Origin of the sequence: Aeromonas sp. 600948, assembly GCF_049174875.1 — a bacterium.
GTDB classification, from domain to species: domain Bacteria; phylum Pseudomonadota; class Gammaproteobacteria; order Enterobacterales; family Aeromonadaceae; genus Aeromonas; species Aeromonas veronii_A.
In genome coordinates, this window is the sequence record NZ_JAAKTY010000005.1 from 175,209 (window position 1) to 198,916 (window position 23,708).

The 23,708-nt window shown below is 59.1% G+C and carries 24 protein-coding genes; 12 read left to right on the plus strand and 12 right to left on the minus strand.

Features of this window, described 5'->3' with window-relative positions:
• The first annotated feature begins 26 nt into the window (after positions 1 to 26).
• Genes G5182_RS06445 through G5182_RS06455 form a run of 3 tightly spaced genes read left to right on the plus strand, consistent with a single transcriptional unit; the run spans position 27 to position 3,381 of the window.
• Positions 27 to 1,031, plus strand: coding sequence for an HlyD family secretion protein (locus tag G5182_RS06445; protein ID WP_421254263.1), 1,005 nt, complete (start codon positions 27 to 29; stop codon positions 1,029 to 1,031).
• On the plus strand, positions 1,031 to 2,185 hold the full coding sequence (locus tag G5182_RS06450) for an ABC transporter permease (protein ID WP_216952906.1): 1,155 nt from the start codon (positions 1,031 to 1,033) through the stop codon (positions 2,183 to 2,185). The genes G5182_RS06445 and G5182_RS06450 overlap by 1 nt, the downstream gene beginning before the upstream one ends.
• Positions 2,185 to 3,381 (plus strand): ABC transporter permease, encoded by a 1,197-nt coding sequence (locus G5182_RS06455; protein WP_216952907.1) that lies wholly within the window; start codon positions 2,185 to 2,187, stop codon positions 3,379 to 3,381. Before G5182_RS06450 ends, G5182_RS06455 begins: the two co-directional genes overlap by 1 nt.
• A gap of 110 nt (positions 3,382 to 3,491) precedes the next feature.
• On the opposite strand, the gene G5182_RS06460 is transcribed toward G5182_RS06455, so the two are convergent.
• From G5182_RS06460 to G5182_RS06470, 3 genes are all read right to left on the minus strand, one after another.
• Positions 3,492 to 4,127 carry an SDR family oxidoreductase gene (locus G5182_RS06460; RefSeq protein WP_216952908.1) on the minus strand — a complete coding sequence of 212 codons (636 nt, stop codon included), beginning with the start codon at positions 4,125 to 4,127 and terminating at the stop codon, positions 3,492 to 3,494.
• A gap of 133 nt (positions 4,128 to 4,260) precedes the next feature.
• On the minus strand, positions 4,261 to 5,115 hold the full coding sequence (locus G5182_RS06465) for a DnaA ATPase domain-containing protein (RefSeq protein ID WP_019445022.1): 855 nt from the start codon (positions 5,113 to 5,115) through the stop codon (positions 4,261 to 4,263).
• 71 nt (positions 5,116 to 5,186) lie between these two features.
• Positions 5,187 to 5,885 carry a DnaT-like ssDNA-binding domain-containing protein gene (locus tag G5182_RS06470; RefSeq protein ID WP_005349201.1) on the minus strand — a complete coding sequence of 233 codons (699 nt, stop codon included), beginning with the start codon at positions 5,883 to 5,885 and terminating at the stop codon, positions 5,187 to 5,189.
• Positions 5,886 to 6,174: 289 nt separating this feature from the next.
• Here G5182_RS06470 and G5182_RS06475 point away from each other — a divergent pair, with 289 nt between their 5' ends.
• Complete coding sequence (locus G5182_RS06475; protein WP_216952909.1) at positions 6,175 to 7,146, plus strand: response regulator; 972 nt, start codon at positions 6,175 to 6,177, stop codon at positions 7,144 to 7,146.
• A 74-nt stretch (positions 7,147 to 7,220) separates the two neighbouring features.
• Here G5182_RS06475 and G5182_RS06480 read toward each other — a convergent pair whose 3' ends face one another.
• The 5 genes from G5182_RS06480 to G5182_RS06500 form a co-directional block, all read right to left on the minus strand.
• On the minus strand, positions 7,221 to 8,618 hold the full coding sequence (locus tag G5182_RS06480) for a peptide MFS transporter (protein WP_227341975.1): 1,398 nt from the start codon (positions 8,616 to 8,618) through the stop codon (positions 7,221 to 7,223).
• 213 nt (positions 8,619 to 8,831) lie between these two features.
• Positions 8,832 to 9,743, minus strand: coding sequence for a UTP--glucose-1-phosphate uridylyltransferase GalU (gene galU / locus G5182_RS06485; protein ID WP_227341976.1), 912 nt, complete (start codon positions 9,741 to 9,743; stop codon positions 8,832 to 8,834).
• A 96-nt stretch (positions 9,744 to 9,839) separates the two neighbouring features.
• A complete protein-coding gene (locus tag G5182_RS06490; protein ID WP_216952910.1) occupies positions 9,840 to 10,160 on the minus strand; it encodes a ComEA family DNA-binding protein in 321 nt (106 codons plus the stop codon).
• A gap of 377 nt (positions 10,161 to 10,537) precedes the next feature.
• Positions 10,538 to 12,718 (minus strand): phosphate acetyltransferase, encoded by a 2,181-nt coding sequence (pta, locus tag G5182_RS06495; RefSeq protein ID WP_005339119.1) that lies wholly within the window; start codon positions 12,716 to 12,718, stop codon positions 10,538 to 10,540.
• A gap of 55 nt (positions 12,719 to 12,773) precedes the next feature.
• The gene (locus tag G5182_RS06500) at positions 12,774 to 13,976 is read right to left on the minus strand and encodes an acetate kinase (RefSeq protein WP_005349210.1); all 1,203 of its coding nucleotides are present in this window, start codon (positions 13,974 to 13,976) and stop codon (positions 12,774 to 12,776) included.
• 304 nt (positions 13,977 to 14,280) lie between these two features.
• Between G5182_RS06500 and yfbV the strand changes: the two genes are divergently transcribed.
• Positions 14,281 to 14,721 carry a terminus macrodomain insulation protein YfbV gene (gene yfbV, locus G5182_RS06505; RefSeq protein ID WP_005339116.1) on the plus strand — a complete coding sequence of 147 codons (441 nt, stop codon included), beginning with the start codon at positions 14,281 to 14,283 and terminating at the stop codon, positions 14,719 to 14,721.
• 59 nt (positions 14,722 to 14,780) lie between these two features.
• Here yfbV and G5182_RS06510 read toward each other — a convergent pair whose 3' ends face one another.
• The 3 genes from G5182_RS06510 to G5182_RS06520 form a co-directional block, all read right to left on the minus strand.
• Positions 14,781 to 15,281 carry a YfbU family protein gene (locus G5182_RS06510; protein WP_005341125.1) on the minus strand — a complete coding sequence of 167 codons (501 nt, stop codon included), beginning with the start codon at positions 15,279 to 15,281 and terminating at the stop codon, positions 14,781 to 14,783.
• Positions 15,282 to 15,444: 163 nt separating this feature from the next.
• On the minus strand, positions 15,445 to 15,909 hold the full coding sequence (gene bcp, locus G5182_RS06515; RefSeq protein WP_005358255.1) for a thioredoxin-dependent thiol peroxidase: 465 nt from the start codon (positions 15,907 to 15,909) through the stop codon (positions 15,445 to 15,447).
• 24 nt (positions 15,910 to 15,933) lie between these two features.
• A complete protein-coding gene (locus G5182_RS06520) occupies positions 15,934 to 16,467 on the minus strand; it encodes a glycine cleavage system protein R (protein ID WP_216949630.1) in 534 nt (177 codons plus the stop codon).
• 205 nt (positions 16,468 to 16,672) lie between these two features.
• On the opposite strand from G5182_RS06520, the gene dapA reads away from it, so the two are divergent.
• The 3 genes from dapA (at position 16,673) to G5182_RS06535 (ending at position 19,952) form a co-directional block, all read left to right on the plus strand.
• Positions 16,673 to 17,560 carry a 4-hydroxy-tetrahydrodipicolinate synthase gene (dapA, locus tag G5182_RS06525; RefSeq protein WP_227341977.1) on the plus strand — a complete coding sequence of 296 codons (888 nt, stop codon included), beginning with the start codon at positions 16,673 to 16,675 and terminating at the stop codon, positions 17,558 to 17,560.
• Positions 17,553 to 18,680, plus strand: a complete 1,128-nt coding sequence (bamC, locus tag G5182_RS06530) for an outer membrane protein assembly factor BamC (protein WP_005349235.1) — start codon at positions 17,553 to 17,555, stop codon at positions 18,678 to 18,680. The genes dapA and bamC overlap by 8 nt, the downstream gene beginning before the upstream one ends.
• Positions 18,681 to 18,848: 168 nt before the next feature.
• The gene (locus G5182_RS06535; RefSeq protein ID WP_245147344.1) at positions 18,849 to 19,952 is read left to right on the plus strand and encodes a phosphoribosylaminoimidazolesuccinocarboxamide synthase; all 1,104 of its coding nucleotides are present in this window, start codon (positions 18,849 to 18,851) and stop codon (positions 19,950 to 19,952) included.
• Positions 19,953 to 20,080: 128 nt separating this feature from the next.
• On the opposite strand, the gene G5182_RS06540 is transcribed toward G5182_RS06535, so the two are convergent.
• A complete protein-coding gene (locus G5182_RS06540; RefSeq protein ID WP_064338734.1) occupies positions 20,081 to 20,683 on the minus strand; it encodes a short chain dehydrogenase in 603 nt (200 codons plus the stop codon).
• Between the two features lie 97 nt (positions 20,684 to 20,780).
• Between G5182_RS06540 and G5182_RS06545 the strand changes: the two genes are divergently transcribed.
• The 4 genes from G5182_RS06545 to G5182_RS06560 all read left to right on the plus strand — a co-directional run bounded on the left by G5182_RS06545 (position 20,781) and on the right by G5182_RS06560 (position 23,705).
• A complete protein-coding gene (locus G5182_RS06545; protein WP_227342988.1) occupies positions 20,781 to 21,680 on the plus strand; it encodes a LysR family transcriptional regulator in 900 nt (299 codons plus the stop codon).
• A 71-nt stretch (positions 21,681 to 21,751) separates the two neighbouring features.
• Positions 21,752 to 22,393, plus strand: coding sequence for a DUF2057 domain-containing protein (locus G5182_RS06550; RefSeq protein WP_227341978.1), 642 nt, complete (start codon positions 21,752 to 21,754; stop codon positions 22,391 to 22,393).
• Positions 22,394 to 22,467: 74 nt separating this feature from the next.
• Positions 22,468 to 22,914 carry an HIT domain-containing protein gene (locus G5182_RS06555; protein ID WP_227341979.1) on the plus strand — a complete coding sequence of 149 codons (447 nt, stop codon included), beginning with the start codon at positions 22,468 to 22,470 and terminating at the stop codon, positions 22,912 to 22,914.
• An 89-nt stretch (positions 22,915 to 23,003) separates the two neighbouring features.
• A complete protein-coding gene (locus G5182_RS06560; RefSeq protein WP_227341980.1) occupies positions 23,004 to 23,705 on the plus strand; it encodes a DUF3334 family protein in 702 nt (233 codons plus the stop codon).
• Positions 23,706 to 23,708: the final 3 nt, after the last annotated feature.

Below are 23,708 nucleotides of genomic sequence, written 5' to 3' on the forward strand. Positions count from 1 at the left end.
GGTCGCCCGTTTGTCGAGGTGAAGTGATGAGCCATCCCCCCATCAAAAAGAAGATGAGCCAGGGTAAACCGCTGTTGTTGCCATTGGCGCTGGTGATCCTGGTGGTGTGGCTCGGCTGGCGCTTCTGGCTGGCCTATCAACCGGAGCCGGTGCATCTGCAAGGGCAGATTGAAGCGCAGCAGTACTCGGTCTCCTCCAAGGTACCGGGTCGCATCGACGAGGTGCTGGTGAAAAAAGGCGATCAGCTGACCAAGGATCAACTGGTCTTTACCCTGGCGAGCCCCGAGATTGAAGCCAAGTTGAGCCAGGCCAAGGCCGGTGAGGCCGCTGCGGGTGCGCTGGCGCAAGAGGCGGAGAAAGGGGCCAGAGCCCAACAGATCGCTGCCGCCAAGGATCAGTGGCAAAAAGCCAAGGCTGCCGCCCAGCTGCGTGGCAAGACCTATGAGCGGGTGGCCAGTCTGCATCGCGACGGCGTAATGCCGCTGCAAAAACGCGATGAGGCCTGGACCGCGTGGCAAGCTGCACGCTACAGCGAAGGGATGGCGTGGCAACAGTACCAGATGGCGTTGGAAGGGGCGCGGGAAGAGACCAAGATCGCCGCTCGCGAGAAGGCCAAGATGGCGGCGGGTTCTGTTGCCGAGGTTGAGGCCTATCTGGCCGACACCCGCATCACCAGCCCCCACAATGGTGAAGTGAGTCAGGTACTGCTGCATAGCGGCGAGCTGGCGCCACAAGGCTTCCCGGTGGTGACCCTGCTCGACATGAGCGATGCCTGGGCCCAGTTCCACGTTCGCGAGGATCTGCTGCCCCGCTTCCCGGTCGGTACCGAGTTTGATGCCCGCATCCCGGGCCTTGGCGATCAGACCGTGCGCTTCAAGGTGACCCATGTGGCCGTGATGGGGGATTTCGCCACCTGGCGTGCCACCGATACCCGTCAGGGCTTCGACATGAAGAGCTTCCAGGTGGAGGCTCGCCCGCTGCAACCGGTTGAGGGGTTGCGGGTTGGCATGAGTGTGCTGGTTGAACTCTGATGGGACGTGAATTTCGGCTGCTGTGGCAGGATCCCTTCAGTCGTGCCCTGATGAGCTGGGTGCCGCTGCTGCTGATGGGGATCCTCTGCTGGATCTTCTCGGCAGGGCTGGCCCGCGACCTCAAGGTAGGGCTGGTGGATCTCGACCACAGCGTGCTCTCGCGCCAGCTCGCTTTCTCGCTGGATGGCTCGGCCGGGCTCAAGGTGGCGCAACAGTTTGACTCCATCGATGCCGGTGCCCGAGCCCTGCGCGGTGGCGATATCTATGCGCTGGTGGTGATCCCCAACCATCTGGAGCGGGATGCCCGTCAGGGCACCCAGCCGCAGGTGACGGTGTTCAACAACGGCCAGTTTATCCTCATCGCCAAGCTGGTCAACTCGGCGCTGGCGCAGGTGGTAGGCACCCTTAACGGTCAGGTCGGCGTGCTGGAGGCGATGGCCGATGGCAAGGCGCTGCCCGGCGCTCTCGGGCAGTCGGTGCCCATCAGCAGTCAGGTGACTGCGCTCTATAACCTCAACTCCAGCTACGCCCAATTTCTGTTGAGTGCCATTCTGCCCGCGGTGTGGCAGATCCTGGTGGTGCTGTTCGGCCTCAATGCGCTGGCCCGTACCGATCGGCTGGGGCTGGACTGGACCACGTGCGGTGTCTGGTTCGGCCTCTGGCGCACCCTGCTGCCCCACGTGCTGATTGGCTGGGGGTGGGGGATTGTCTGGACGCTGCTGCTGTTCAAGGGCTTCTCCTATCCCATGCACGGTAGCTGGTTGGTATTGCTGGTGGGGCTGGGGCTCGCCTCGGCCGCCTGCGTCACCATGGGGGCTTTTTTCTACGGCATTATCCGGGATCCGGCCCGCGCTCTGTCGCTGGCGGGGGCTTACACTGCGCCCGGTTTTGCCTTTATGGGAGTCACCTTTCCGGTGAGTGCCATGGGGGATTTCGCCCGCTTCTGGCGCAGCCTGCTGCCGGTCTCTCACTATGTCGAGCTGCAGATTGGTCAGAGCAACTACGGTCTGCCCCTCGCATCGGCGCTGCCGCAACTGGGGGCTCTGCTGCTGTTCCTGCTCCCCTTGCTGCTGGTGGTGCGCCGTTACAAGCAGCAGGCCGAGCTGGCACGTCAATCAGCCGCAGTGGCAGTCGCTGAAAAGGAGCCTGAGTGATGCTGGGATTTGTCGATCTGTTGCGCCTCGAGCTACGCACCCTGCTGGCGGATCGAGCCATCATGCTGACCCTGTTTGGCGGGGTGATCTTCTACTCGTTTCTCTATCCCCAGCCCTATCTGCATCAGCTGCCACGGGAAGAGGCGGTAGTGGTGGTCAACGACGATGGCAGTCAGTTGTCCCGTCAGCTGGAGTTTATGGCCGATGCCACGCCGCAGGTGAAGCTGGTTGCGCGGGCCAATTCGCTGGCCGAGGCGCGCCAGCTGATGATGGCCGGGGAGGCGAGCGGGATCCTGCACATCCCCAACCACTTCTATCGGGACCTGATGCTGGGCAAGAGCGTCACCCTGAGCTATGCCGGTGATGCCTCCTACTTTCTGGTCTACGGCACCATTGCCGAAGGACTGGCGCAGGCCGGTGGCACTCTCGCCGCGCAGGTGAAGGTGGCGCGGCTGCTGAGCCACGGCGAGGCGCTGCCACAAGCGGCCATGGGCTGGAATGCGGTGGCCCTCAACGTGGTGCCGGTGTTCAACCCCACCATGGGTTATGTGAACTACGTGGTGCCGGCGGTGTTCGTGCTGATCCTCCATCAGGTGTTGCTGATGGGGGCGGGGATCCTGGGGGCGACCCAGAACCAGCGCAGTTGTCGCGGTGAGCATGGTTACTGGCAAAGCGCGCCGGTGTTGCCGCTGCTGCTGGCCAGAACTCTTGTGCTGGCTGGGTTGTTCCTGCTGCCGGTGAGCTACTTCCTCGGCTTCTGCTTCGATCACTACAATATCGCTCGTCATGCAGATCCGGTGCAGCTTTGGCTGTTTGCCCTGCCGTTCCTGCTGGCCACATGTTGGTTCGGGATTGTGTTGGGTGCCCTCTTTACCCGGCGTGATCTGCCTACTCAGGTGGTTCTGATCTCCTCCCTGCCGCTGGTCTTTCTGGCGGGCTTTATCTGGCCACTGGAGCTGATCCCGGCCCCCCTCAACTGGCTGGCTCAGTGGGTGCCCACTATCCCAGCCATTGAGGGTTTTCTGCGCCTTAACCAGATGGGGGCCGACTTCGCCCAGGTTTCCCGTTACTGGTGGCAGCTGTGGGGACTGGCGCTGCTCTACGGCGTGCTGGCGTGCCTGTTGCTGCGCTGGCGGCAGCAGTCGTTGCCGGTTGCTCGCCCGTCAGTCGTGCAGGGTGAAACGACCGCCGGTTAAACGGGATAGGGCAAGCGCCCGAGAGATAGCGTGTGCGGTAAAGTGAAAACGGTCAGCCCTTGGGCTGACCGTTTTGTTATGTGGTGGGGTTAAGCGGTTTTACTGCTGCTTTAGCCACGCTGGAGCGTGGGATCCCCGATGGCGTAGATCTGCCCCACAGCAGTCTCATCCGCCAGCAGACGCAGCCCTTGGGCGGCCACATCGGCGCGGCGTACCAGTCCGTGTACCTCCTTGCCCTGACTCAGCTCGGCACGGCCGGTGGCGTCGCCATCCTGAAGGCCCGCCGGGCGCAGAATGATCCATGCGAGGGCGCTGGTCTGCAGCCAGCTCTCCGCCAGACTCTTGAGACGTACCTCGTGACCGAAGGCGGCGCGTGCCCGCTCCGGCAGATACTGCCAGCTGTCGCCACAGCCGAGGGAGGTGACCAGCAGCAGCCGTTTCAGGCCTGCCTGCTCCATGGCATCGATCACATGACGGTTGCCCTGATAGTCCACCGGCGCGGCCTGACGGAAGCTGCCCAGTGTAGATACGACCTGTGCATCTAACCCCGCCCGGGCACATGCCTGCTGCACCGCAGCCGGCTCCAGCGCATCCCCTTCGATCACCTCAACTCCCAGCGCACTCAGTTCGGTGGCCATCTCGGGGCTGCGTACCAGCGCAACGACCCGGTGACCCTGGCTCAGGGCGTGGTGAGTAAAGGCGCGGCCCAGCCCGCGGCTGGCTCCGAAAATCAGTGTGGTTGGCATAGATGAGCTCCCTTGGCAAAAGGGGCTAGCCTAGTGGCTTGTTCGTCTGCTGTAAATGAGAGTTGTTTCTATTTGTGAGTCAGCAAGGAGGAGAAGGTGCGAGCCGTCAGCGACTCGCACTCTTTGAGAAGCATCAGCCGTTGTAGTTGCCGATGCTGGGGCGACGGCTGGGGCCGCTCAGGTGGATATCCACCGGATTGAACGCCTTGATCGCCTCATAGCTGAAATCACCGATCGCCTGATGCAGGGTCTGTGGTGTGTGGTTGGTGATGATGATGACGCTCTTTGACAGGTTGCGACGGCGGCGCAGCAGGTGGCCGAGGAAGCTGGACTGGCTCTCCGCCATTTTGGCGCGGTTGGCTGATACCTCATCGATGATCAGCAGGTCCACCTCTTCCAGCGCGCGGCGGTACTGGTTGCGCTCGTCCTGATCGGGGATGACGTTGAAGAACAGTCGATCGACGATGGAGGCCCACTGCTGGAAGATCACCGATTTCTGGTGACGGGCGATCAGCTCATGCGCTACCGCTCCCGCCAGGGTCGACTTGCCGGTGCCGTAGTCGCCGTAGATCAGCATGCAGCCGCCACCGCTCTTCTCCCAGTGCTCGAAACCGCTGATAAAGTAACGGGCGGTTTCGATGGGGTATTGCAGCGCCGGATCTGTGGCATCCATCTTGTCAAATACCCAGTCGGGGTTGAGGTCGGCTTGGGCGATCAGCTTCTGGATCCGCTCCTGACGGGCCGCCTTCTGCAGCTCGCGCACCTCGGCGTTGGCCTTGGCGTCGTACTCCTTGCGCAGGGTCTCGTAGTCATACTGGCCGCCACCGGTCTCTTGTTGCAGGCGACGAATGCGCTCCAGCAGGCCACCCACATGGCGGCTCAATTCCGGGTCGTGAATGCGGTGATCCTGCTTGGCCTTGGCGATCTTCTGGCGCTTGGCTTCGATCTCTTCCAGCTCCTGGCGCAGGGGATCTTGCGGGTCAGTCATGGAATGCTCCTTCTGCTCGATCAGGGATGGGTAGACAAGGGGTTGATTCTGCCTGCAGGCGGGGGCCGCTATCAATCATTATCCGGCTCCTGCTGCGCTGCGGGTTCTTGCGTCTGCTGTTGGGCCAGTCGCTTGGCCTCTTCAATCATCTGTTGGGCCCGTTTGCTGGGGCCCGACTCTGCCGGGGCCGGCGTCACCTGCTGGTAGCCCTGCACCTCCATCGGTTTGCGACGGGTATAGCGGCGGGTCTTGAGGGCGCGAATGAACTTGAGCATCCATTGATGCTGGGAGTCGAACACCTCGGGGCGCCCCAGCCAGTAGGCGATAAACTCCCCCAGATCTTCTTCGCTATAGCTGGCATCGATCACCCCGCACAGACGGGCGAGGGCGGGCAGCTCCTCGTCCGGTCGCCATTGCAGATGCATCTGGAAGGGGCGCTCCGGCAGCGGGCTGCGCAATTTCTGGGTCAGCAGTGGCAATTGGAACGGGCACTGATGGTAGTGCTCACTCTCGGGCTGAGCCTCGACCTGCAGCAGGCCCGCCTCCATCAGTTCATCGAACAGCTCGGTGAGCTGACGGGCATTGACCTGAAACGAGAAGCCGCAGGGATCACCCGGATCGACCACTGCCAGTGCCCGACCCAGCTCGGGATAGTTGAGCCGGGCCGCCTGATTTTCCAGCACCAGTCGGCGCAGCTGCAGGGTATAGAGGCTGCGAGCCGGATGGGACAATCTGGGGTGGGCAAGGGCACTGTATTCGGCTGGGGTCATGGTCTTCTTCACGAGCTGGAGTGGGGGGCATTATCCCCTATGGTGCTCTCCTGCACAATTCGTCACACTGCAAGTGAGTGCCCTGCATGGTCGGGTGGTGAAAATTGAGCCTACCGCGGAGCGTTGAGCAGGGAGAGCGGGATTATGTCGATAATCCAGCAGCTTGCACTATTTTGGTATGCAGATTAGCCAATCCGGCTATTTGTGACGCAAGGCACGCGGCATTTCTGCTGATTTAGACTAGTCTTATTACTTAAATAAACAATTGACTCATAAGGTTTTTGTCAACATGCCAAAACCCGGACTGCGGATCCTGGTGGTGGAAGACGAAGCAGTTTTTCGCCATTCGTTAGTGAGTTACCTCGCGCGGGACGGGGCAACGGTGTTTCAGGCTGAGGATGGAATTGAAGGGTTGTCAGCTGCAGCGATTTATCATCCCGACGTGGTACTGTGCGATCTCAATATGCCCAATATGGATGGCCGCGAGGTAATCGCCTGTCTCTCTGCGCGCTATCCCCATATTCCGGTTATCGTCATTTCGGCCCAGAGCTCCATGGAGGCGGTCGCCAGTGCCTTGCGTGCCGGTGCTCGGGACTACCTGCTCAAGCCCCTCGAGAACTTCGCACTGGTCGATCGCAGTATCGACCAGTGCCTGAATGGGAGTTCCACACGAGCTCAGCAGCTCGAATTGATGGCGCATATGGATTACTTCAGTGCGCATGATCGGGCTGCCAGCCGTTTGCTCGCCGGGCTGAAGCCACCGGGATTGCAGGAGTGGGGCCCCTGGCAGGTCACGTTCAAGGGGCTTGGGCACCTCTTCATTCCCGATACCTTCAAGGTGGAAGACAAGCTGCTGGTGCTGGTGATGGAGATGCCCATCATGGGGACGGATGCAGCATTTTGCGGGGCGCTGGTGCGCTCTCTGATGAACGTGCCCTATCGCCAGTTTCAGCAGAACGAGAGCCGTTTGCTGAGCCAACCGCACCGGTTGCTCGACTACCTAAACCATCAGTTGATGGAGTCCGGGTTGCGCCACGCTTTTGCCATGGCTGCTCTGCTGTTTGATCAGCACGATGGGCTGGTATTTGCCAATGCCGGGCTCACTTCCCCCCACTGGTTGATGCGCTCGGGTGGATTACCGCTTGGTCTGATGCGCAACAGCCACTACGCTCTGCACAAACGCAGCTGGCATGAACCATTCGATCTGCAGTTTCGCAGCGACAGCGGTAGTGCGCTCAATGTGCAGGTGCGTCATCACTGAGGCTGCTTGACTAGAGACCAAAACAGACAAGGCGCCCGATGGGCGCCCTGTCTGTTGTCTACAATCCTGACAGTTTAGACGGTGGCGGAGTGTAGTTTCTTCTCTTGAGCTTGCGGCTCTTTGGCCGGGCCTTCGGCACCGTGCATCCAGTAAACCAGACGATTAGCCATGGTCAGCAGCAACAGGGCGCTCAGCACCGCAGCCAGGGCGATGCCACCGAAGATGGCGATCGGGCCGGCTTCACCAACAATGGAGCCGATAAAGCCCGCAGCATAGTTGGCGATGGCGATAAAGCCCATCCAGGCACCCATCATGAGGGAAGCCAGACGCAGCGGAGCCAGCTTGGTCACCATGGAGAGGCCGATCGGGGAGAGGCAGAGCTCGCCCAGGGTGTGGAACAGGTAAGCACCAACCAGCCAGAACATGGAGGTCTTGACGGTGTTGTCACCACCCTGCTGCAGCACGGCACCCACCATGAACAGGAAGCCGATAGCCAAGAACAGCAGACCCATGGCGAATTTCACCGGAGAGTTCGGCTCTTTCTTGCCGAGCTTGATCCAGATGGCCGCAACGACCGGCGCCAGGGTGATAATGAAGAAGGGGTTCAGGGACTGGAACCAGGCGGTCGGCACTTCGAAGCTGCCGATCATGCGGTCGGTATACTCCTGGGTGTAGAGGTTCATCAGACCACCGGCCTGCTCGAAACCGGCCCAGAAGATGATAGTGAACAGACCCAGTACCAGGATAACCTTGATGCGATCCACTTCCTGCTTGGTCAGCGGTGCTTTCTGCTCGGTAGTACGCAGGGCGGCTGCGCGCTGGGCGGCAGTGACGCGACCGATGTCACCCAGGAAACGCTGGGCCATGGTGGCCTGGATCACCAGAGAGAGCAGCATGCCGATACCGGCGCCGACGAAGGCGGCTTGCCAGCCGTAGGCCGTGGCGGCAGCACCACAGATCACACCTGCCAGCAGGGAACCCAGGTTGATACCCATGTAGAAGATGGTGAAGGCACCATCACGGCGGTGATCGCCCTCTTCATAGAGGTCACCCACCATGGTGGAGATGTTCGGTTTGAACAGGCCGTTACCCACGATCAGCAACGCGAGGCCCGTGTAGAACATGGTGTTGACCATATCCGGGAACATGGCGTGGGGCAGTGCCAGAGTGAACTGACCTGCGGCCATCAGCACGGCACCGATCAGGATGGCGCGACGTTGACCCAGGAAGGTGTCAGCCAGCCAGCCGCCGATCAGCGGAGTGATATAAACCAGACCGGTATAGATACCGTAGAGTTTGAGGGCATCTGCCTGACTCCAGCCCAGACCGCCGTTGGCAGTCAGGTCGGTCAGATAGAGCACCAGTACGGCACGCATGCCGTAATAGGAGAATCTCTCCCACAGTTCGGTACTAAAGAGCAAAAAAAGCCCTTTAGGGTGACCTAAAAAGGTCCCTTTTGACGGGTTATTCATTGGAACTTCCACCTGTGTCTTATATTTTTTTGAGTTTTTTATGCAAGGGCGAGAAACACGCCTCAACCCTTATAGAACATGCGTGAATAAATTACAACATTATGATTTGCTGAGAGTTTATTTACTCTTGATTGATTTTTTGTTGCGTAAATGAAAAAGGAGCATCATTTGATGCTCCTCGAATACCTCTACAAAAAACAGATTTTTTAGCGATTACAACTGTTTGACGAACTGCTTCAGCCAACCGATGAATTCGCCGTTCAGCTCACGATGGCGTACGGCATATTCCACATTGGCTTTCATATAGCCGAGTTTGCTGCCGCAGTCGTGGCTCTTGCCCTTCATGAAGTAGGCGTTGACCTGCTCCTGCTCCATCAGCATGGCGATGGCGTCAGTCAGCTGGATCTCGTCACCGGCACCGGCCGGGGTCTTCTCCAGCAGCGGCCAGATATTGGAGGAGAGGACGTAACGACCCACCACCGCCAGATTGGAGGGGGCTTCGTCACGGGGCGGCTTCTCGACAATGGCCTGCATCGGCAGGGACATCCCCTCGCTCAGGGCCTCGCCCTTGATGTCGGCGATGCCGTACTTGTCCACTTCGCTTTCGGGAACCGCTTCCACCATGATCTGGCTGATCTGGTTCTCTTCGAACATATGCACCATCTCGGCCAGGTTGTCTTTTTTCGGGTCGCTGGCCACTTCATCAATCAGCACATCAGGCAGCAGCACGGCAAACGGGTTGTCACCGATCAGCGGGCGGGCACAGAGGACAGCGTGGCCCAGCCCTTTGGCCTCCCCTTGGCGGACGTGCATAATGGTGACGTCTTTCGGGCAGATCTGTTGCACCTCTTCCAGCAGCTGACGCTTGACTCGCTTCTCGAGGGTCGCTTCCAGCTCGAAACTCTTGTCGAAGTGGTTTTCGATGGAGTTCTTGCTCGAGTGGGTGACCAGCACGATCTCTTTGATACCGGCGGCGATGGCTTCGCGCACTACGTACTGGATCAGCGGTTTGTCGACCACCGGCAGCATCTCTTTCGGGATGGCCTTGGTGGCTGGCAGCATACGGGTACCCAGACCGGCTACCGGGAGCACGGCCTTGCGAACTGTCAGAGGAGTCTTTTTCATGGAAAACTATCCAGCGGGATTAAAGTGCGGCCATGATACTCCAAGAAAAATGGGGCAGCCACAGGCTACCCCATTCGTATATGCAGAGCTCGGACGTTATTTGACGATGATCATGTCACGGTTGGCTTCCAGCGTGGCCGGGCCAATGCCATTGACATCTGCCAGCTGATCGACCGAGGTGAACTTTCCCTGTTTTTCCCGATAGTCGACGATGGCTTGTGCCTTCTTGTCACCAATCCCTTTCAGGCTGGTGAGTTCGGCAAGGGTGGCGGTATTGATATTTACCTTCCCGCTCTCAACAGCTGCGGGCGCCGCAGTTGTCTGTTTGGGAACGGTTTTATCGGCCGCCAGCACGGGTTGGTTCAACAGGGGCAAGCAGGCCAGCAACATCACTGCAGAGAGCTTCTTCATCAGCATTTCCATTCCTCCATGATGTGGATATTGCCGAGTGGCACATTGATGAATAGCGTATCGAGTGGGTCTTTTTCACTGCAATTATTGACAGGCTTGTTCCTCCTCCCAATGACTGAAAATTTGCTATAAGCAGTCAGCCTGCGCCGTTATCTATTACCAACCATATGATATTGCATGTCTTTTAAACTCTGTTTCGATCGGGCGTCACGCTGGTTTCCTAGTGTTCTGTCAGCTCCGAACTCCGATAGAACGGATAGCATTATTCTGTTACACGCCAGATTGGTGGAGTTTTTCTCTGGTTGGCAAAAGAGTACCAATAAAAAAAGCTGCTCACCTTGGGTGAGCAGCCTTTGTGATCGGTTTTTTCAGGCGGATGCTGATTAAGCTTGTTCGTCAGCCTGAGCTGCCTGGATACCGGTCAGGGCGATGGTGTAGACGATGTCGTCCACCAGGGCGCCACGGGAGAGGTCGTTGACCGGCTTGCGCATGCCTTGCAGCATCGGGCCGATGGAGACCAGGTCAGCGGAACGCTGTACCGCTTTGTAAGTGGTGTTACCTGTGTTCAGGTCAGGGAAGACGAACACGGTAGCTTTACCAGCAACCGGTGAGTTCGGTGCCTTGGACTTGGCCACGTTCTCCATGATGGCCGCGTCGTACTGCAGCGGGCCGTCGATGATGAGGTCGGGGCGCTTGGCCTTGGCCAGCTCGGTCGCTTCACGCACTTTCTCTACATCGGCACCGGCGCCAGAGGTACCGGTAGAGTAGGAGATCATGGCGACGCGCGGCTCGATACCGAACGCGGCAGCAGAGTCGGCGGACTGGATGGCGATCTCGGCCAGCTGCTCGGCAGTCGGATCCGGGTTGATCGCGCAGTCACCGTAGACCAGCACCTGGTCAGGCAGCAGCATGAAGAAGATGGAGGAGATCAGGGAAGAGCCCGGAGCGGTCTTGATGATCTGCATCGGCGGACGGATGGTGTTAGCAGTGGTGTGCACCGCGCCGGATACCAGGCCGTCAACTTCATTGCGCTCCAGCATCATGGTACCCAGTACCACGTTGTCTTCCAGCTGCTCGCGGGCAACCACTTCGGTCATGCCCTTGTTCTTGCGCAGCTCGACCAGACGCGGCACATAGCGCTCGCGCACAACGGCCGGATCGATGATCTCGACGCGATCGGTCAGAACTACACCCTGCTGTTCGGCAACGCGACGGATCTCTTCCGGGTTACCCAGCAGTACCGGACGGGCAATGCCACGCTCGGCGCAGATGGCGGCAGCCTTGATGGTGCGCGGCTCGTCGCCTTCCGGCAGCACGACACGCTTGTTGGCCTGACGGGCCAGCTCGGTCAGCTGATAACGGAACGCCGGCGGGCTCAGGCGACGGGAACGGGTAGAGCTGACGGTCAGCGACTCGATCCAGTGCTTGTCGATGTGGCCAGCGACGTAGTCCTGTACCAGCTCGATACGCTCGCGGTCATCTTCCGGAATATCGACGTTGAAGTTCTGCAGGCTGACGGCGGTCTGCCAAGTGTTGGTGCCGGTCATCATGATCGGCAGGCCGGTGGCCATGGCCTGTTGGCACAGCGCCATTACCTGCGGCTCCGGATGATAGTTACCGGTCAGCAGCAGGGCGCCCAGCTTGACGCCGTTCATGGCGGAGAGGCAGGCAGAGACGATGACGTCGGAGCGGTCGCCGGAGGTCACCAGCAGGCTGCCCGGACGGAAGTGCTCGACCATGTTGTGGATGGAGCGGGCGCAGAAGGTCACGGTCTGCAGGCGACGGCTGTCCAGCTCACCCTTGTGCAGGATCTTGGCGGCCAGATGCTTGGCGAGATCCTTGGCGCGCGGGGCGATCAGCTGGGTGTTCCAGGGGATGCAACCCAGGATGCGCAGCGGGCTCTTGCCGAACACTTGCAGCACTTCCAGGTTGTGAGCCGCGTCAGAAGCGTGGTGATGGGCTTCGAACATCTCGGTCAGATCAGGGCGGGTTACGCCATGCTCGTCAACCGGCGCGCCAACCTTGTTGATCACGCAACCAACGATGCGGGGGTTGTTGACACCACCGAAGTTGGAGCAGGCCAGCTCGATGCGCTCTTTCAGCTTCTGGCTGGAGTCATGGCCCGGGTGGGTCACGAATACCATGTCAGCGTCCAGCGCCTTGGCAACGTCGTAGTTCAGCTTGTTGGCAAAGGGCTGCTTGTCGGTCGGCACCATACCTTCGACAACCAGCACTTCGGCACCACTGGATTTCACGTGCTCTTCGAAGCGGGCAACGATCTCTTCCAGCAGGATGTCGGTGTTGCTTGAGCTGATCATGTTCTCGGCGTAGGAGAGGGTGAACGGCTCGGGCGGGTTGATGTTGGCAGCAGCGCGGATAACTGCGGTTGAGCGCTCGGCACCGGTTTCACCCGGACGCGGCTGGGCAACCGGTTTGAAGAAGCTGACATTGACACCGTGACGCTCCATGGCGCGAACAACGCCCAGACTCACGGAAGTTACGCCGACACCAGTGCCGACCGGGATAAGCATAATAGTGCGTGCCACTTTATACCCCTTGTTCATTTTTTGGGATCAGGAAAAGGCCGCCCTGGTGGGCGGCCTCGAGTTACTGCGTCAATTAAGCGCCGACCAGTTCCAGCGCGTCGTGGGCGATAACCCACTCTTCGTTGGTCGGGATTACCAGAGCCTTGGTAGAACCAGCCTTGGTGATCTCGCCACCCTTGCCGAAACGAGCCTTCAGGTTGGCGTCGTGATCGACGTCAAAGCCCAGCAGACCCAGCTTGTTCAGGGTGATTTCACGGATCGGGGCGGAGTTTTCACCGATACCACCGGTGAAAACAACGGCGTCCAGACGACCGTCCATGGCGGCAGCGTAGGCGCCGATGTACTTGGCCAGGCGATAGCAGTAAACGTCCATAGCACGCTTGGCTTCTTCTTTGCTGTCGTAGTTGTCTTCAACAAAACGGCAGTCGGAGGTTACTTCGGTCAGACCCTGCAGGCCGGACTCTTTGGTCAGCATGGTGTTGATATCGGCCACGCTCATGCCCAGCTTGTCGTGCAGGAAGAAGATGATGGCCGGGTCCAGATCGCCGGAGCGGGTACCCATCACCAGACCTTCCAGCGGGGTCAGACCCATGGAGGTATCAACGGATTTGCCGTTCTTGATGGCGCAGACGGAACCGCCGTTGCCCAGGTGGCAGTTGATGATGTTCAGCTCTTCAACCGGCTTGTTCAGCTGCTTGGCAGCTTCCAGGCTGATGTAGTAGTGGCTGGTTCCGTGAGCGCCGTAGCGACGGATGCCGTTCTCTTTGTAGAGTTTGTACGGCAGGGCGTACAGGAAGGCTTCTTCTGGCATGGTCTGGTGGAACGCGGTATCGAATACGGCCACGTTCTTGTCAGCCAGCGCCGGGAATACGCGGCGAGCTTCACGGATACCGATCAGGTGAGCCGGGTTGTGCAGCGGTGCGTACGGAACAGCAGCTTCGATGCCGGCGATCACGTCTTCGCAGATGACCACGGAAGAGGTGAAACGCTCGCCACCGTGAACAACACGGTGACCGATGGCGATCAGGTTCTTGGACAGTTCCGGATTGAGCGGCAGGATCTTGTTGACGATGAAGTCCAGCGCTTCCTGGTGAGCGGCACCCGCGCCCAGATCGGCACTGCCTTTCTCGCCATTCAGTTTCCACTTGATGCGGGCGTCGTCGAGGTTGAAGCACTCGGCCAGGCCGGACAGCAGGTCATCACCGGTGGTTGCGTCAATGACGGCAAACTTCAGGGAAGAGCTGCCACAGTTAAGAACAAGAACCAGCTTACTCATGAATAAATCCTATCGCAGATTGGGTTGTGTAGGCGGATGCGTTGGACGCGGTGCGGCCAAAAACTTTCAACTTATCCTTATGAGGGTTGGCAATCTGTTGCTTGCCCCTTGTATAGTGATACAAGACCCGAAATCCAGACGTCCCTGACAGGTCAATAGCAAGAAGCTTTTGACGCAAAAATGGGCGTACAAAGGATAACCCGATTGTTGAAAAATAACAAAGTCATCCTCAACCTTTGTTACTTTGCATCAAATTTTGTCGAGGTTTTGCCGTTAGTACGTTCAAAAAGCGCTCGGAGGTAGTATGAGCATGAACATTTTTGGAACTAAGTTACAGCAAGGCCGCCATTATATGACGCTTTGGCCGCGCCGTCCCGAGCTCAATTCGATGTTTCCTGAAAATCGGGTGATCAAGGCAACCGAGTTCGCCCTCAAGGTGATCCCCGCGCTGGCGGTGCTGAGCGTGATGCTGCAGTTCCAGTTTGGCGAGCTGCACTACTGGCCCTCCGTTATCACCTCCGTGCTGTTTCTGCTCAGTTTGCCGCTGCAGGGTTACTACTGGCTCGGCCAGCGTGCCGACACCCGCTTGCCCCCGTCGCTGGCGAGCTGGTATCGGGAGATCAACGGCAAGATGAACGAGCAGGGGGGCCGCCGCCAGCTGGTTTCCCAGCCGCGCTATGAAGAGCTGGCCGATACCCTCAAGGCCGCCTTCCAGCAGCTCGATAAATCCTTTCTCTACGAATAACCCGTTTCAGATGCAAAAAGGCGCCAGTGGCGCCTTTTTTGTTGCGGTTGGTATGCGGATCAGGCCGCCAGCACCTTGCGGATCTCCTGGATGGAGAGCTTGTACTGACGTGGACACTGACGCCACACCTGCAGCATCCGCTGGTATTTGTCGCGCATGGCGATGTCGCTGGAGAGCTCGTCGCACGGGCACTTGAGCTCGGGGAAGCGCTTGTCCACCTCCAGCAGGAAGCAGACGTAGTCAGCCAGCTCACGCTCCTGGCTGCGGCTGTAGCCGTTGAACTCCAGCCGACTGGCGTTGATCTCGCCCTGATCGGCTGCATCCAGATTGCCCCATGAGATGGCCAGTGCGTGGTGCAGCTCCAGGGTGTCGATCACCTCTTGGCAGGTTGCCAGATCCAGATGGCCGAAGCTCTTCTCCAGCTCGAGGATCTGCAGGCAGTAGCCGCGCTCGATGATGGTGCTGGCGCGCTGGTAGACGTCCGCTTTCTCCGGATTGAGTTTCGCCAGAATTTCGTACTGGTTGCTCAGGATCAAACGTTCTGTGTTGCTCATGTTCATGGGATATCTCGCTGGAAGATGATTCTGGGGTCACGTTAACCCATATATAAAATGAATTTTTTGATCTGGGCGGGGGAGTTGGTGAGAAAAATCCGCTGGCAAGGGGCGGCTGACCAGACAAAAAAGGCCTGCATGGCAGGCCTTTCAATGACGCAGGGGAGGATTATCCCTTGAGGAAATCCAGTACCACCTGATGGTGATCGCTGGTTTTGAACTTGTCGAAGTGGTGGGCAATCTTGCCCTCTTCATCGATCAGGAAGCTCTGACGGTGAATGCCGTCATACTCCTTGCCCATGAACTTCTTCGGGCCCCAGACGCCAAAGGCATCGGCGACGGCGTGGTCTTCATCGGCCAGCAGGGTGAAGTTGAGCTGGTCCCGCTCTTCGAACTTTTTCAGCCGTTTGGCCGGATCCGGGCTGATGCCAAGCACCACCACATTGAGGGCGGCCAACTCGGCGTTCACATCGCGCAGGCTGCAGGCCTGGGTAGTGCAGCCGGGGGTCATCGCCTTGGGGTAGAAATAGACCAGCACCTTCTTGCCGCGCAGGCCAGCGAGGCTGACCTGATTGCCATTCTGGTCGGGCAGGGAGAAATCGGGGGCGGGGCTGCCAGCTTGTAGTGGTTGCATGGTGTCTCCTCGGGTAAAACGCCCTCAGGCGTGTTTGCGATTGACGGTAAACTCGAACGATTCGGCACCCAGTTGACGACAGAATTCGGCGAAGGCGGTTTGCGAACCTTCCACTTCACCCTCTCTGGCCAGATTGAGCTGAAAACTGATCTTCAGCAGGTTGAACGGCTGCTGCTCCAGGGTCATGGATTGCATCGCCTGAATGTTCCAGCCATGTTCGCTGAAGAACTGGGTGCACTGGCTTACGATGCCGGGCTCGTCGCGGATCAACAGGTCGGCGCTGGCGCGGACGTCATACTGCAGGGACTGGTGGCGCTCGGTGCGTTTCATCATGGTGATGAGATCCCACTCCTGGCTACGCAGGGGCAGGCTGATTTCGAGTTGCATCATGCTGTTCCAGTCGCCCGAGAGCAGCATGATAAAGGTAAATTCATTGCCGAAGATGCCAAGGCGGCTGTCTACAATGTTGCAACCACAGCCACTGACGTGGCGGGTCACTTCATTGACGATGCCAGGCCTGTCCGTGCCGATGGCCGTTACGACCAGGTAGTGAGTCATAAATCTTCTCTCGTCCGTTATTTCGTTGCGAAAGCCGCGCTGGCAAGCCAACCCTCCGGCCCTGATGACCACTCCCTGAGGGACGCTGCCGACTTTCGTCCATTACTTTTTGTTCCGGATGGTATCACGGCTTGCCCCCTCTCTCCCTTGTTTTTCAAAGGGGTCAGCTTTACCATTACGCCCCTGAAAATCGGGAGAAAAGTCCATGTTACGCGGTAGTATTGTTGCGCTCGTTACCCCCATGCTGGCTTCAGGTGAAGTCGATTGGGCCAGTCTGGCCAAACTGGTCGACTATCATGTCAGCGCCGGGACCTGCGCCATTGTTGCGGTTGGGACCACAGGGGAATCGGTGACCCTGAGCGAGCAGGAGCATATCGCCGTCGTTGAAAAGACCGTTGAGTATGCCGCCGGACGCATTCCCGTCATCGCCGGTTGCGGCTCCAACAATACTGCCCATGCCATTGAATTGACCAAGCGACTGGCCAAAACCGGCGTGGTGGCGGGCCTCTCGGTGACTCCTTACTACAACAAGCCCACTCAGGAAGGTCTCTATCGCCACTATTGTGCGATCGCCGAGGCTAGTGGTCTGCCCCAAATTCTTTATAATGTGCCCGGTCGCACCTGTTGCGATCTCAAACCGGAGACCGTGGCCCGTCTGGCCAAGGTTCCCGGCATTATCGGTTTGAAAGAGGCAACCGGCGATTTGAGCCGCACCCCGCGGCTGCGCGAGCTGTGCGGGCCGGAGTTTGCTCTCTACAGTGGCGACGATGCCACTGGTTGTGATTTTATGCTGCAAGGTGGCGATGGCGTGATTTCGGTCACCACCAACATTGCAGCGGCCCAGATGGCCGACATGTGTCGTGCTGCGCTGGCCGGTGATGCCGGACAGGCGCATGACATCAACAATCTCTTGATGCCGTTGCACAAGACTCTGTTCTGCGAACCGAGCCCCACCCCGGTGAAATGGGCCTGTGCCCAACTGGGGTTGATTGCAACAGCCACCTTGCGCCTGCCGCTGGTTGACCTCACTCCCGAGGGCGAACAGCTGATGGCGCGAGCACTGACCACAGCGGAGTTGATGGCGAGTGTTTAAATCTAATGGAAAGGGAAATAGAGCCCGTCTGGTGCTGAGCGTTGCGACTGTGGCCGTCTTGGCCGGTTGCAGCACCCCCCAGGATCGCAAAATGGCCAACCGCGACTTCGGTTATGAAGATGCCCGCCTCGAGGGCCGCGCGTTCTTGATCCCCGCAGGATTGAGTGCCCCCACCTTCAACAGCCAGTACGATATTCCGCCGCTTCCTGAGAGCAGCCGTGAAGGTGCCCTCGGCGCCCAGGTCGATGTGCGCCCACCCGCTCAGCTGCTGACCGTGGTACCGGGCAGTCAGGTGGTGCAGAGCGCAACCGAACCGACCGTTGCTTTCTATGCCCTCAGCACCAGCCAGAGCGTGGAGCGCGATACCTGGTCGTTCCTGATGAACTTCCTGGCCAAATACAAGGTCACCACCGAGAAGCTGGATCAGCAGGATGGCGTATTGCAGACCGGCTGGTTTGACAACACGGTCGCTCTCGATGGCTGGGGTGAAGATGACGAAGACTTCAAAATCCGTCAGCGTTACCAGTTCACCGTGCGCAACGATGCCCAGCGCCACGCTGTCAATATGTCGGTCCGGGTACTGGATCACGAAGAGACCATCGACGGCGAGACCAGCAACAAGCTGACCCCTGCCGATGCCCAGCGCTATGCCGCGCGAGTGCTGAACCAGTTCTCTCTCTATTACGACAGCCAGCTGAAAGCCCGCGAGCAGCACAAGTCCAACGATGGCATGGGTCTGCAACTGGGTCTGGACAACAACGAACTGAGCGCCTGGATTGCCGAAGGCTCCTTTGATCAGGTGTGGCGTCGCCTCAACCAGGTACTGCCTGCTTACGGTTTCACCATCAAGGATACCCAGCAGTCACTGGGCTGGATCGACGTCGAGTACGAAGAGCCGGGTGCCGAGTTCTGGAAGGCGAAAGGGAGCGAGCCGTTCAAACTGGAGGAGGAGAAATACCGCTTCCAGCTTGGCGAAATGGCGGGAGGCAAGACCTCCATCACCCTGTTCGACAAGGACAAGAAGCCGGTATCGTCCGGGGTTATTTCCCAGATGTATATCAGCCTGTCCGAGGCGTTCGCCAAGGGGCTGGCCGATCAGGCAGCAGCAAAAGCAGAATAAATTCAGGGGCCTTGTGCCCCTGTTTTGTTATCAAAATCCCCCTGAAAACGCGGGGATTCCGAGCGGTTTTCGATGATGCGAGCCCCCTTGCCAGCCCGTTGCAAACAGAGCGCGCAGGTGAGGGACTCGCGATGTTTACCCCCCCACAAACAGGAAGTGTTATTAGCCATGAGTCTTGCAGATCAAGTATTGGCGGTGAATGACGATTTGCCGATCCGTACCGATAAACCTGTCCATTCCGGCAAAGTGCGCAGCGTCTACTGGTTGACCCCCGAAGACAGTGCCCGGCTCATAAAAGAGAAAGGCTATGATGTGCCGGCCGATGCGCCCCTCGCCCTCATGGTGATCAGCGATCGCATCTCGGCCTTCGATTGCATTTGGCAAGGTGAGGATGGCCTGAACGGCGTACCGGGCAAAGGGGCGGCGCTCAACGCCATCTCCAGCCACTGGTTCAAGCTGTTCAAGGAGAAGGGACTGGCCGACAGCCACATTCTGGATATTCCGCACCCTTTCGTCTGGATCGTGCAAAAAGCCCGTCCGGTGATGATCGAGGCGATTGCCCGCCAGTACATCACCGGCTCCATGTGGCGTGCCTACAAGGATGGCGAGCGCGAGTTCTGCGGCATCACCTTGCCGGAAGGGCTGAAAAAGGATCAGAAGCTGCCGGAGATCCTCATCACTCCGTCCACCAAGGGCGTGCTGAAAGGGCTGGATGGCGTGCCGGAAGCCGATGACGTCAACGTCTCCCGTGCCGATATCGAGCGCCATTATAAGGGCTTCAACTTCAGCAAGCCGGCCGACATCGACCGCTACGAAGTGCTGCTCAAAGAGGGCTTCAACGTCATCAGCGACGCGCTGGCCGGGCTGGATCAGATCTTCGTCGATACCAAGTTCGAGTTTGGTTATGTCCACGATGCGGCAGGCAACGAGAAGCTGATCTACATGGACGAAGTGGGCACCCCCGACAGCTCCCGTATCTGGGATGGCGCCGCCCTGCGCGACGGCCAGATCGTCGAGAAGTCTAAAGAGGGTTTCCGTCAGTGGCTGCTCAACCACTTCCCGGATCCGGACATCCTGCTCAACAAGAACCGCATGCCGGAACGTTTTGCCCTGGCCCGCGACAACAAGCTGCCGACCGAAGTGATGATGGATATCTCCAACACCTACGTCGGGATCGCCGAGAAGATTATCGGCCACAAGCTGGCGCGTTCTGCCAATCCCAAGCAGGAGATCATCGAGGTGCTGCGCGATCAGTACGGTCTGATCGACTAAGGGTTGCGCTCTTTTTTTGTCGCCAACAAACAAACGTTTGCTGATGGTGAAGGAGAGAGGCAGATAAACAGACGGGCCCCGCTATGGGGCCCATTTTTATTGCTGGTCTGGCGGCAAGCGAGCGGCGATTAGCCGTTGACCCTGAACACCTGGCCGGTCTGGATGCCCAGCACCGACTTCTTGTAGGCCTGCGCTACCTTGGCGGCGGGTACCGGTACGAAGCCCGGGAAGAAGTCAGCGTATTTGTCCATCGACTCCGCCAGCACGGTGGGGCTCACCACATTGATGCGCAGGCCGCGGGGTAACTCGCAGGCGGCCGCTTTCACAAAGTGATCGATAGCGCCGTTGACTGTGCTGGCGCTCACGCCCCAGTTGATCGGCTCCTCGCTCAGAATACCGCTGATCAAAGTGATGGAGCCCTTGTCAGTCAGATAGGGAATGGCGGCGCGGGTCAGGTTGATCTGGCCCATCAGCTTGCTCTCCAGTCCCACCTGCCACTGTTCGTCGGTCATCTCGGTCAGGCCGTTGAAGGCCACGCTGCCGCTGGCGACAACCAGTGCATCAAACTGGCCCAGCTTGGCGAACAGCGCCTTGATGGAGGCGGGATCGCGCATGTCGACCGTGGCATCGCCACGACTGTGGCCGACCCGGATCACCTGATGATCTTTGGCAAGCAGTTCACTGACTGCGGAACCGACGGTGCCGGAGGCACCCACAATCACAATTTTCATCTGCATCACTCCTGGTTGGAATGTATCGATTCTAGCGCAACAGAAAATGTGAAAAAGCGCGTAAAATAAACCCATTGTTTCCATATTGGAGCTAATGATGGATATCGCCCATCTGGCCAGCTTTTATGAGGTGGTGCTGCGCGGCAGTTTCTCGGCTGCGGCCGATACGCTGGGGGTCAGCAAGGGGATGCTGAGCCGCCACGTCAGCGCGCTGGAGTCCTCCCTCAATGCGCAACTGTTGCAGCGCACCACCCGCCGCCTCAGTCTGACCGAGGCGGGCAAGACCCTCTACCAGCAGGTGGGGGAGATCTTCGCGCTGGTTCGGCAGGCGGAGCAGGATATTCAGGCGCTGACCGAAGAGGATAGCGGAAGACTGCGTTTTACCTGCCCGGTCAGTACCGGCGATCGCATGGTGAGTGAGCTGCTGACCAGTTTTGCCGCGCTCTGCCCGGGGGTGGAGGTGGAGCTCAATTTCACCAACCAGATGGTCGACATGAGCCAGGGGGAGAACGACATCGCCCTGCGCGCCATGAACGAGGTGCCGGACAATCTGGTCGCACTTCCTATTGGCCGACTCAAGGATGTAGTGGTGGCCAGCCCCGCACTTGTAGCGAGAGAGGGGCGTCCAGCCACTCCCTATGAGCTGAGCGGGCGCAGCTGCCTGTTGCAGGGGCACAATCCGGCCTGGGAGCAGTGGCACTTTATCCGTGAAGGGGAAGAGGCCCACATTCTGGTGCAGGGCAAGGTGCGGGCCAACCATTACAGCACAGTGTTGCAACTGGCGCGTGCCGGTATGGGCTATGCCAAGTGCCCGCTGATGCTGGTGGAATCGCTGCTGACGGCAGGGGAGCTGGTGACCGTGCTAGATGAGTGGCAGAGCGGGCTGCATCAGCTTCATGTGCTGCATGCCCAGCAGCGGCGGGTGCCACGCAAGATCCGGCTGTTCAAGCAGGTGCTTGCCCAGTGGTTTGCCGAGCGACCCCACTACCTGCTCTGAGCGGCGTTATTTTTCTGTCATCTTCGGCTGCTACCCTGCGCCCATCATCGGCATCAGGAAGATCAGCGGGAATGAAGAGTAATAGAGGGTTGACCGGTTTTGTGCTGCTCTGTGCAGTGTTGGGGGCTGGCAGTGTGCAGGCCATGGTGGACGTGAAGGTTCCGGAGAATTTCCGCATTCTCGCGGTGAGCAACGGCACCTTGCTGGATGAGCAGCATGCCACCCTGGCGGATGGTGAGCAGCAACTGCTGGTGCGCTTCGAGGGGGTGATCCCCAGCCGCAGCAGCAGCGAGAATGATCGGCAGGTACGCTCCGAGCCGCAGGTGGTGCGCTATCAGGGCAGCAATCAGCATTTGCAGCTGACGGCCAGCGTACCGGGAGACGAGCGGGGGATGCAGGCCTATGCCAAGGCTCCTGTGGTAGCGCTGCAGGAGAATGGCCGCGCGCTTGCCATCCAGCAGGACGCACTGGTGACCAGCGGCATGCTGCTTGGGGTGGATTGGAACGGCAAACTGGCTGAATACAACCGCAGCGGCGGCAAGGCGGCGCTGGCGGCTGGCGCCGTTGCTACGCAGCCAACGGCCACGGCCGCTGGTGGGGCTCAACCCGTTGTGGCAGCCAGCGAGCTGGAAGGGCAGTTGCAGCAGCTGTTCCTCCAGGCAGACCCAGCCCTGCGCAAGCGCTTTATCGGTTGGGCCGTGCCACAGCTTTAAGTTTTCTGCCCGTTGCAGTAACGTGGACACTCCTTTTTTCAGGCGCTCTGTTCATCGTACTCAACGAGGTTTTCATGTTTGAATTGCATTCACGCCTGCAGGCAGATACCCGGTGGCTCGGGGATCTGCCCCTCTGCCGTGTCTTGCTGGCAAAAGACAGCCAGTATCCCTGGCTCATCCTGGTACCGCGAGTAGCCAACCTGCGGGAAATTCACCATCTGGCGCCGGAGCAGCAGCAACAGCTGATGCAGGAGTCCTGCGCCGTCGCCGCCCTGATGGAGCAGGCCCTCAGCCCGGACAAGATCAACATAGGGGCGCTGGGCAATCTGGTGCCACAGCTGCACATTCACCATGTCGCACGTTTCGCCACCGATGCTGCCTGGCCAGGCCCCATCTGGGGGGCTCATCCGATCGTGCCTTATGAGCCACAGGTGCTGGCGCAGCAGGCCGACAGATGGCGTGCCCGGCTCGCCAAGCTGAGCGGTTTTACCCCTGCGGCTGCTGATAACGGCGTCAACTGAGAGGCGTGTCGCTATTTCAGTCTTCGGGCCGCGCCATCTGTTAGAGTTATGGTATAGATAAGCCCATTCTCGATGTTCAGGAAGGTCCCATGATAGTGACAAGAGCCGATGATGACGTCGTGTTGACGACTGAGGATGTACTGCTCAGCCTGTGCAACTCGGTGACCGATGTGTTGAGTGCCGCGACCATGAGTCAGGTGCGGTTTTCCGGCATGGTGCAGCGGATCAGCAAGACCTGCCTCAAGCCGGATATCGGCTGCTTCGTGCTGTTCGATGGCGGTTTTTCCGGTCTGGTGGTGATCAACTTCTCCGCCGCTGCCGCCATGGAGTTGTACGAGAGCTACATGCTGAGCATGGGGCTCTCCAAGGAGGATCTCGCCATCTCCCATACCTCTGACGAGGTGAGCAACGTGATGGGCGAACTGATGAACCAGATCGTCGGTAGCTTTACCGTCAAGGTGGGCCGGGATTTGCAGACTCACATTACCCAGAACCAGCCGAAGATGCTGGCCCTCAACAAGCAGGTGATGCTGAGCGTCGATACCAATCTTGACAGTCCGGAGTCCCGCCGCGTCACTTTCTTCACCGCCCGTAACAACATCTTTTATCTGGAGCTGGCGATGGACAAGACCGAGTTCATCCGCATTCACAATGAGGGGATGGAGCACGAGGAGCTGGATCCTGACGCCCTGATCGCCCAAGCCAAGCAGGATGCCGCCAAGCCGGCCCCGGCAGCCGCTGCGCCAGCCAGTAATGATCACGATGATCTGCTCGACTCTTTGGGTATTTGAGGC

What these genes read in the sequence shown, in the direction of transcription:
- G5182_RS06475 (WP_216952909.1), top strand. Translation starts at nt 6,175, where the DNA reads ATGCCAAAACCCGGACTGCGGATCCTGGTGGTGGAAGACGAAGCAGTT.
- G5182_RS06520 (WP_216949630.1), bottom strand. Translation starts at nt 16,467, where the DNA reads ATGACTCACTACCTGGTCGTAACGGCCATCGGCACGGACAGGCCTGGC.
- G5182_RS06465 (WP_019445022.1), bottom strand. Translation starts at nt 5,115, where the DNA reads ATGACTGACCCGCAAGATCCCCTGCGCCAGGAGCTGGAAGAGATCGAA.
- bcp (WP_005358255.1), bottom strand. Translation starts at nt 15,909, where the DNA reads ATGCAACCACTACAAGCTGGCAGCCCCGCCCCCGATTTCTCCCTGCCC.
- G5182_RS06550 (WP_227341978.1), top strand. Translation starts at nt 21,752, where the DNA reads ATGAAGAGTAATAGAGGGTTGACCGGTTTTGTGCTGCTCTGTGCAGTG.
- dapA (WP_227341977.1), top strand. Translation starts at nt 16,673, where the DNA reads ATGTTACGCGGTAGTATTGTTGCGCTCGTTACCCCCATGCTGGCTTCA.
- G5182_RS06445 (WP_421254263.1), top strand. Translation starts at nt 27, where the DNA reads ATGAGCCATCCCCCCATCAAAAAGAAGATGAGCCAGGGTAAACCGCTG.
- G5182_RS06560 (WP_227341980.1), top strand. Translation starts at nt 23,004, where the DNA reads ATGATAGTGACAAGAGCCGATGATGACGTCGTGTTGACGACTGAGGAT.
- G5182_RS06500 (WP_005349210.1), bottom strand. Translation starts at nt 13,976, where the DNA reads ATGAGTAAGCTGGTTCTTGTTCTTAACTGTGGCAGCTCTTCCCTGAAG.
- G5182_RS06545 (WP_227342988.1), top strand. Translation starts at nt 20,781, where the DNA reads ATGGATATCGCCCATCTGGCCAGCTTTTATGAGGTGGTGCTGCGCGGC.
- G5182_RS06450 (WP_216952906.1), top strand. Translation starts at nt 1,031, where the DNA reads ATGGGACGTGAATTTCGGCTGCTGTGGCAGGATCCCTTCAGTCGTGCC.
- G5182_RS06470 (WP_005349201.1), bottom strand. Translation starts at nt 5,885, where the DNA reads ATGACCCCAGCCGAATACAGTGCCCTTGCCCACCCCAGATTGTCCCAT.
- G5182_RS06535 (WP_245147344.1), top strand. Translation starts at nt 18,849, where the DNA reads ATGAGTCTTGCAGATCAAGTATTGGCGGTGAATGACGATTTGCCGATC.
- G5182_RS06480 (WP_227341975.1), bottom strand. Translation starts at nt 8,618, where the DNA reads ATGAATAACCCGTCAAAAGGGACCTTTTTAGGTCACCCTAAAGGGCTT.
- G5182_RS06490 (WP_216952910.1), bottom strand. Translation starts at nt 10,160, where the DNA reads ATGCTGATGAAGAAGCTCTCTGCAGTGATGTTGCTGGCCTGCTTGCCC.
- galU (WP_227341976.1), bottom strand. Translation starts at nt 9,743, where the DNA reads ATGAAAAAGACTCCTCTGACAGTTCGCAAGGCCGTGCTCCCGGTAGCC.
- G5182_RS06460 (WP_216952908.1), bottom strand. Translation starts at nt 4,127, where the DNA reads ATGCCAACCACACTGATTTTCGGAGCCAGCCGCGGGCTGGGCCGCGCC.
- G5182_RS06510 (WP_005341125.1), bottom strand. Translation starts at nt 15,281, where the DNA reads ATGAACATGAGCAACACAGAACGTTTGATCCTGAGCAACCAGTACGAA.
- G5182_RS06455 (WP_216952907.1), top strand. Translation starts at nt 2,185, where the DNA reads ATGCTGGGATTTGTCGATCTGTTGCGCCTCGAGCTACGCACCCTGCTG.
- G5182_RS06540 (WP_064338734.1), bottom strand. Translation starts at nt 20,683, where the DNA reads ATGAAAATTGTGATTGTGGGTGCCTCCGGCACCGTCGGTTCCGCAGTC.
- pta (WP_005339119.1), bottom strand. Translation starts at nt 12,718, where the DNA reads ATGAACAAGGGGTATAAAGTGGCACGCACTATTATGCTTATCCCGGTC.
- G5182_RS06555 (WP_227341979.1), top strand. Translation starts at nt 22,468, where the DNA reads ATGTTTGAATTGCATTCACGCCTGCAGGCAGATACCCGGTGGCTCGGG.
- yfbV (WP_005339116.1), top strand. Translation starts at nt 14,281, where the DNA reads ATGAGCATGAACATTTTTGGAACTAAGTTACAGCAAGGCCGCCATTAT.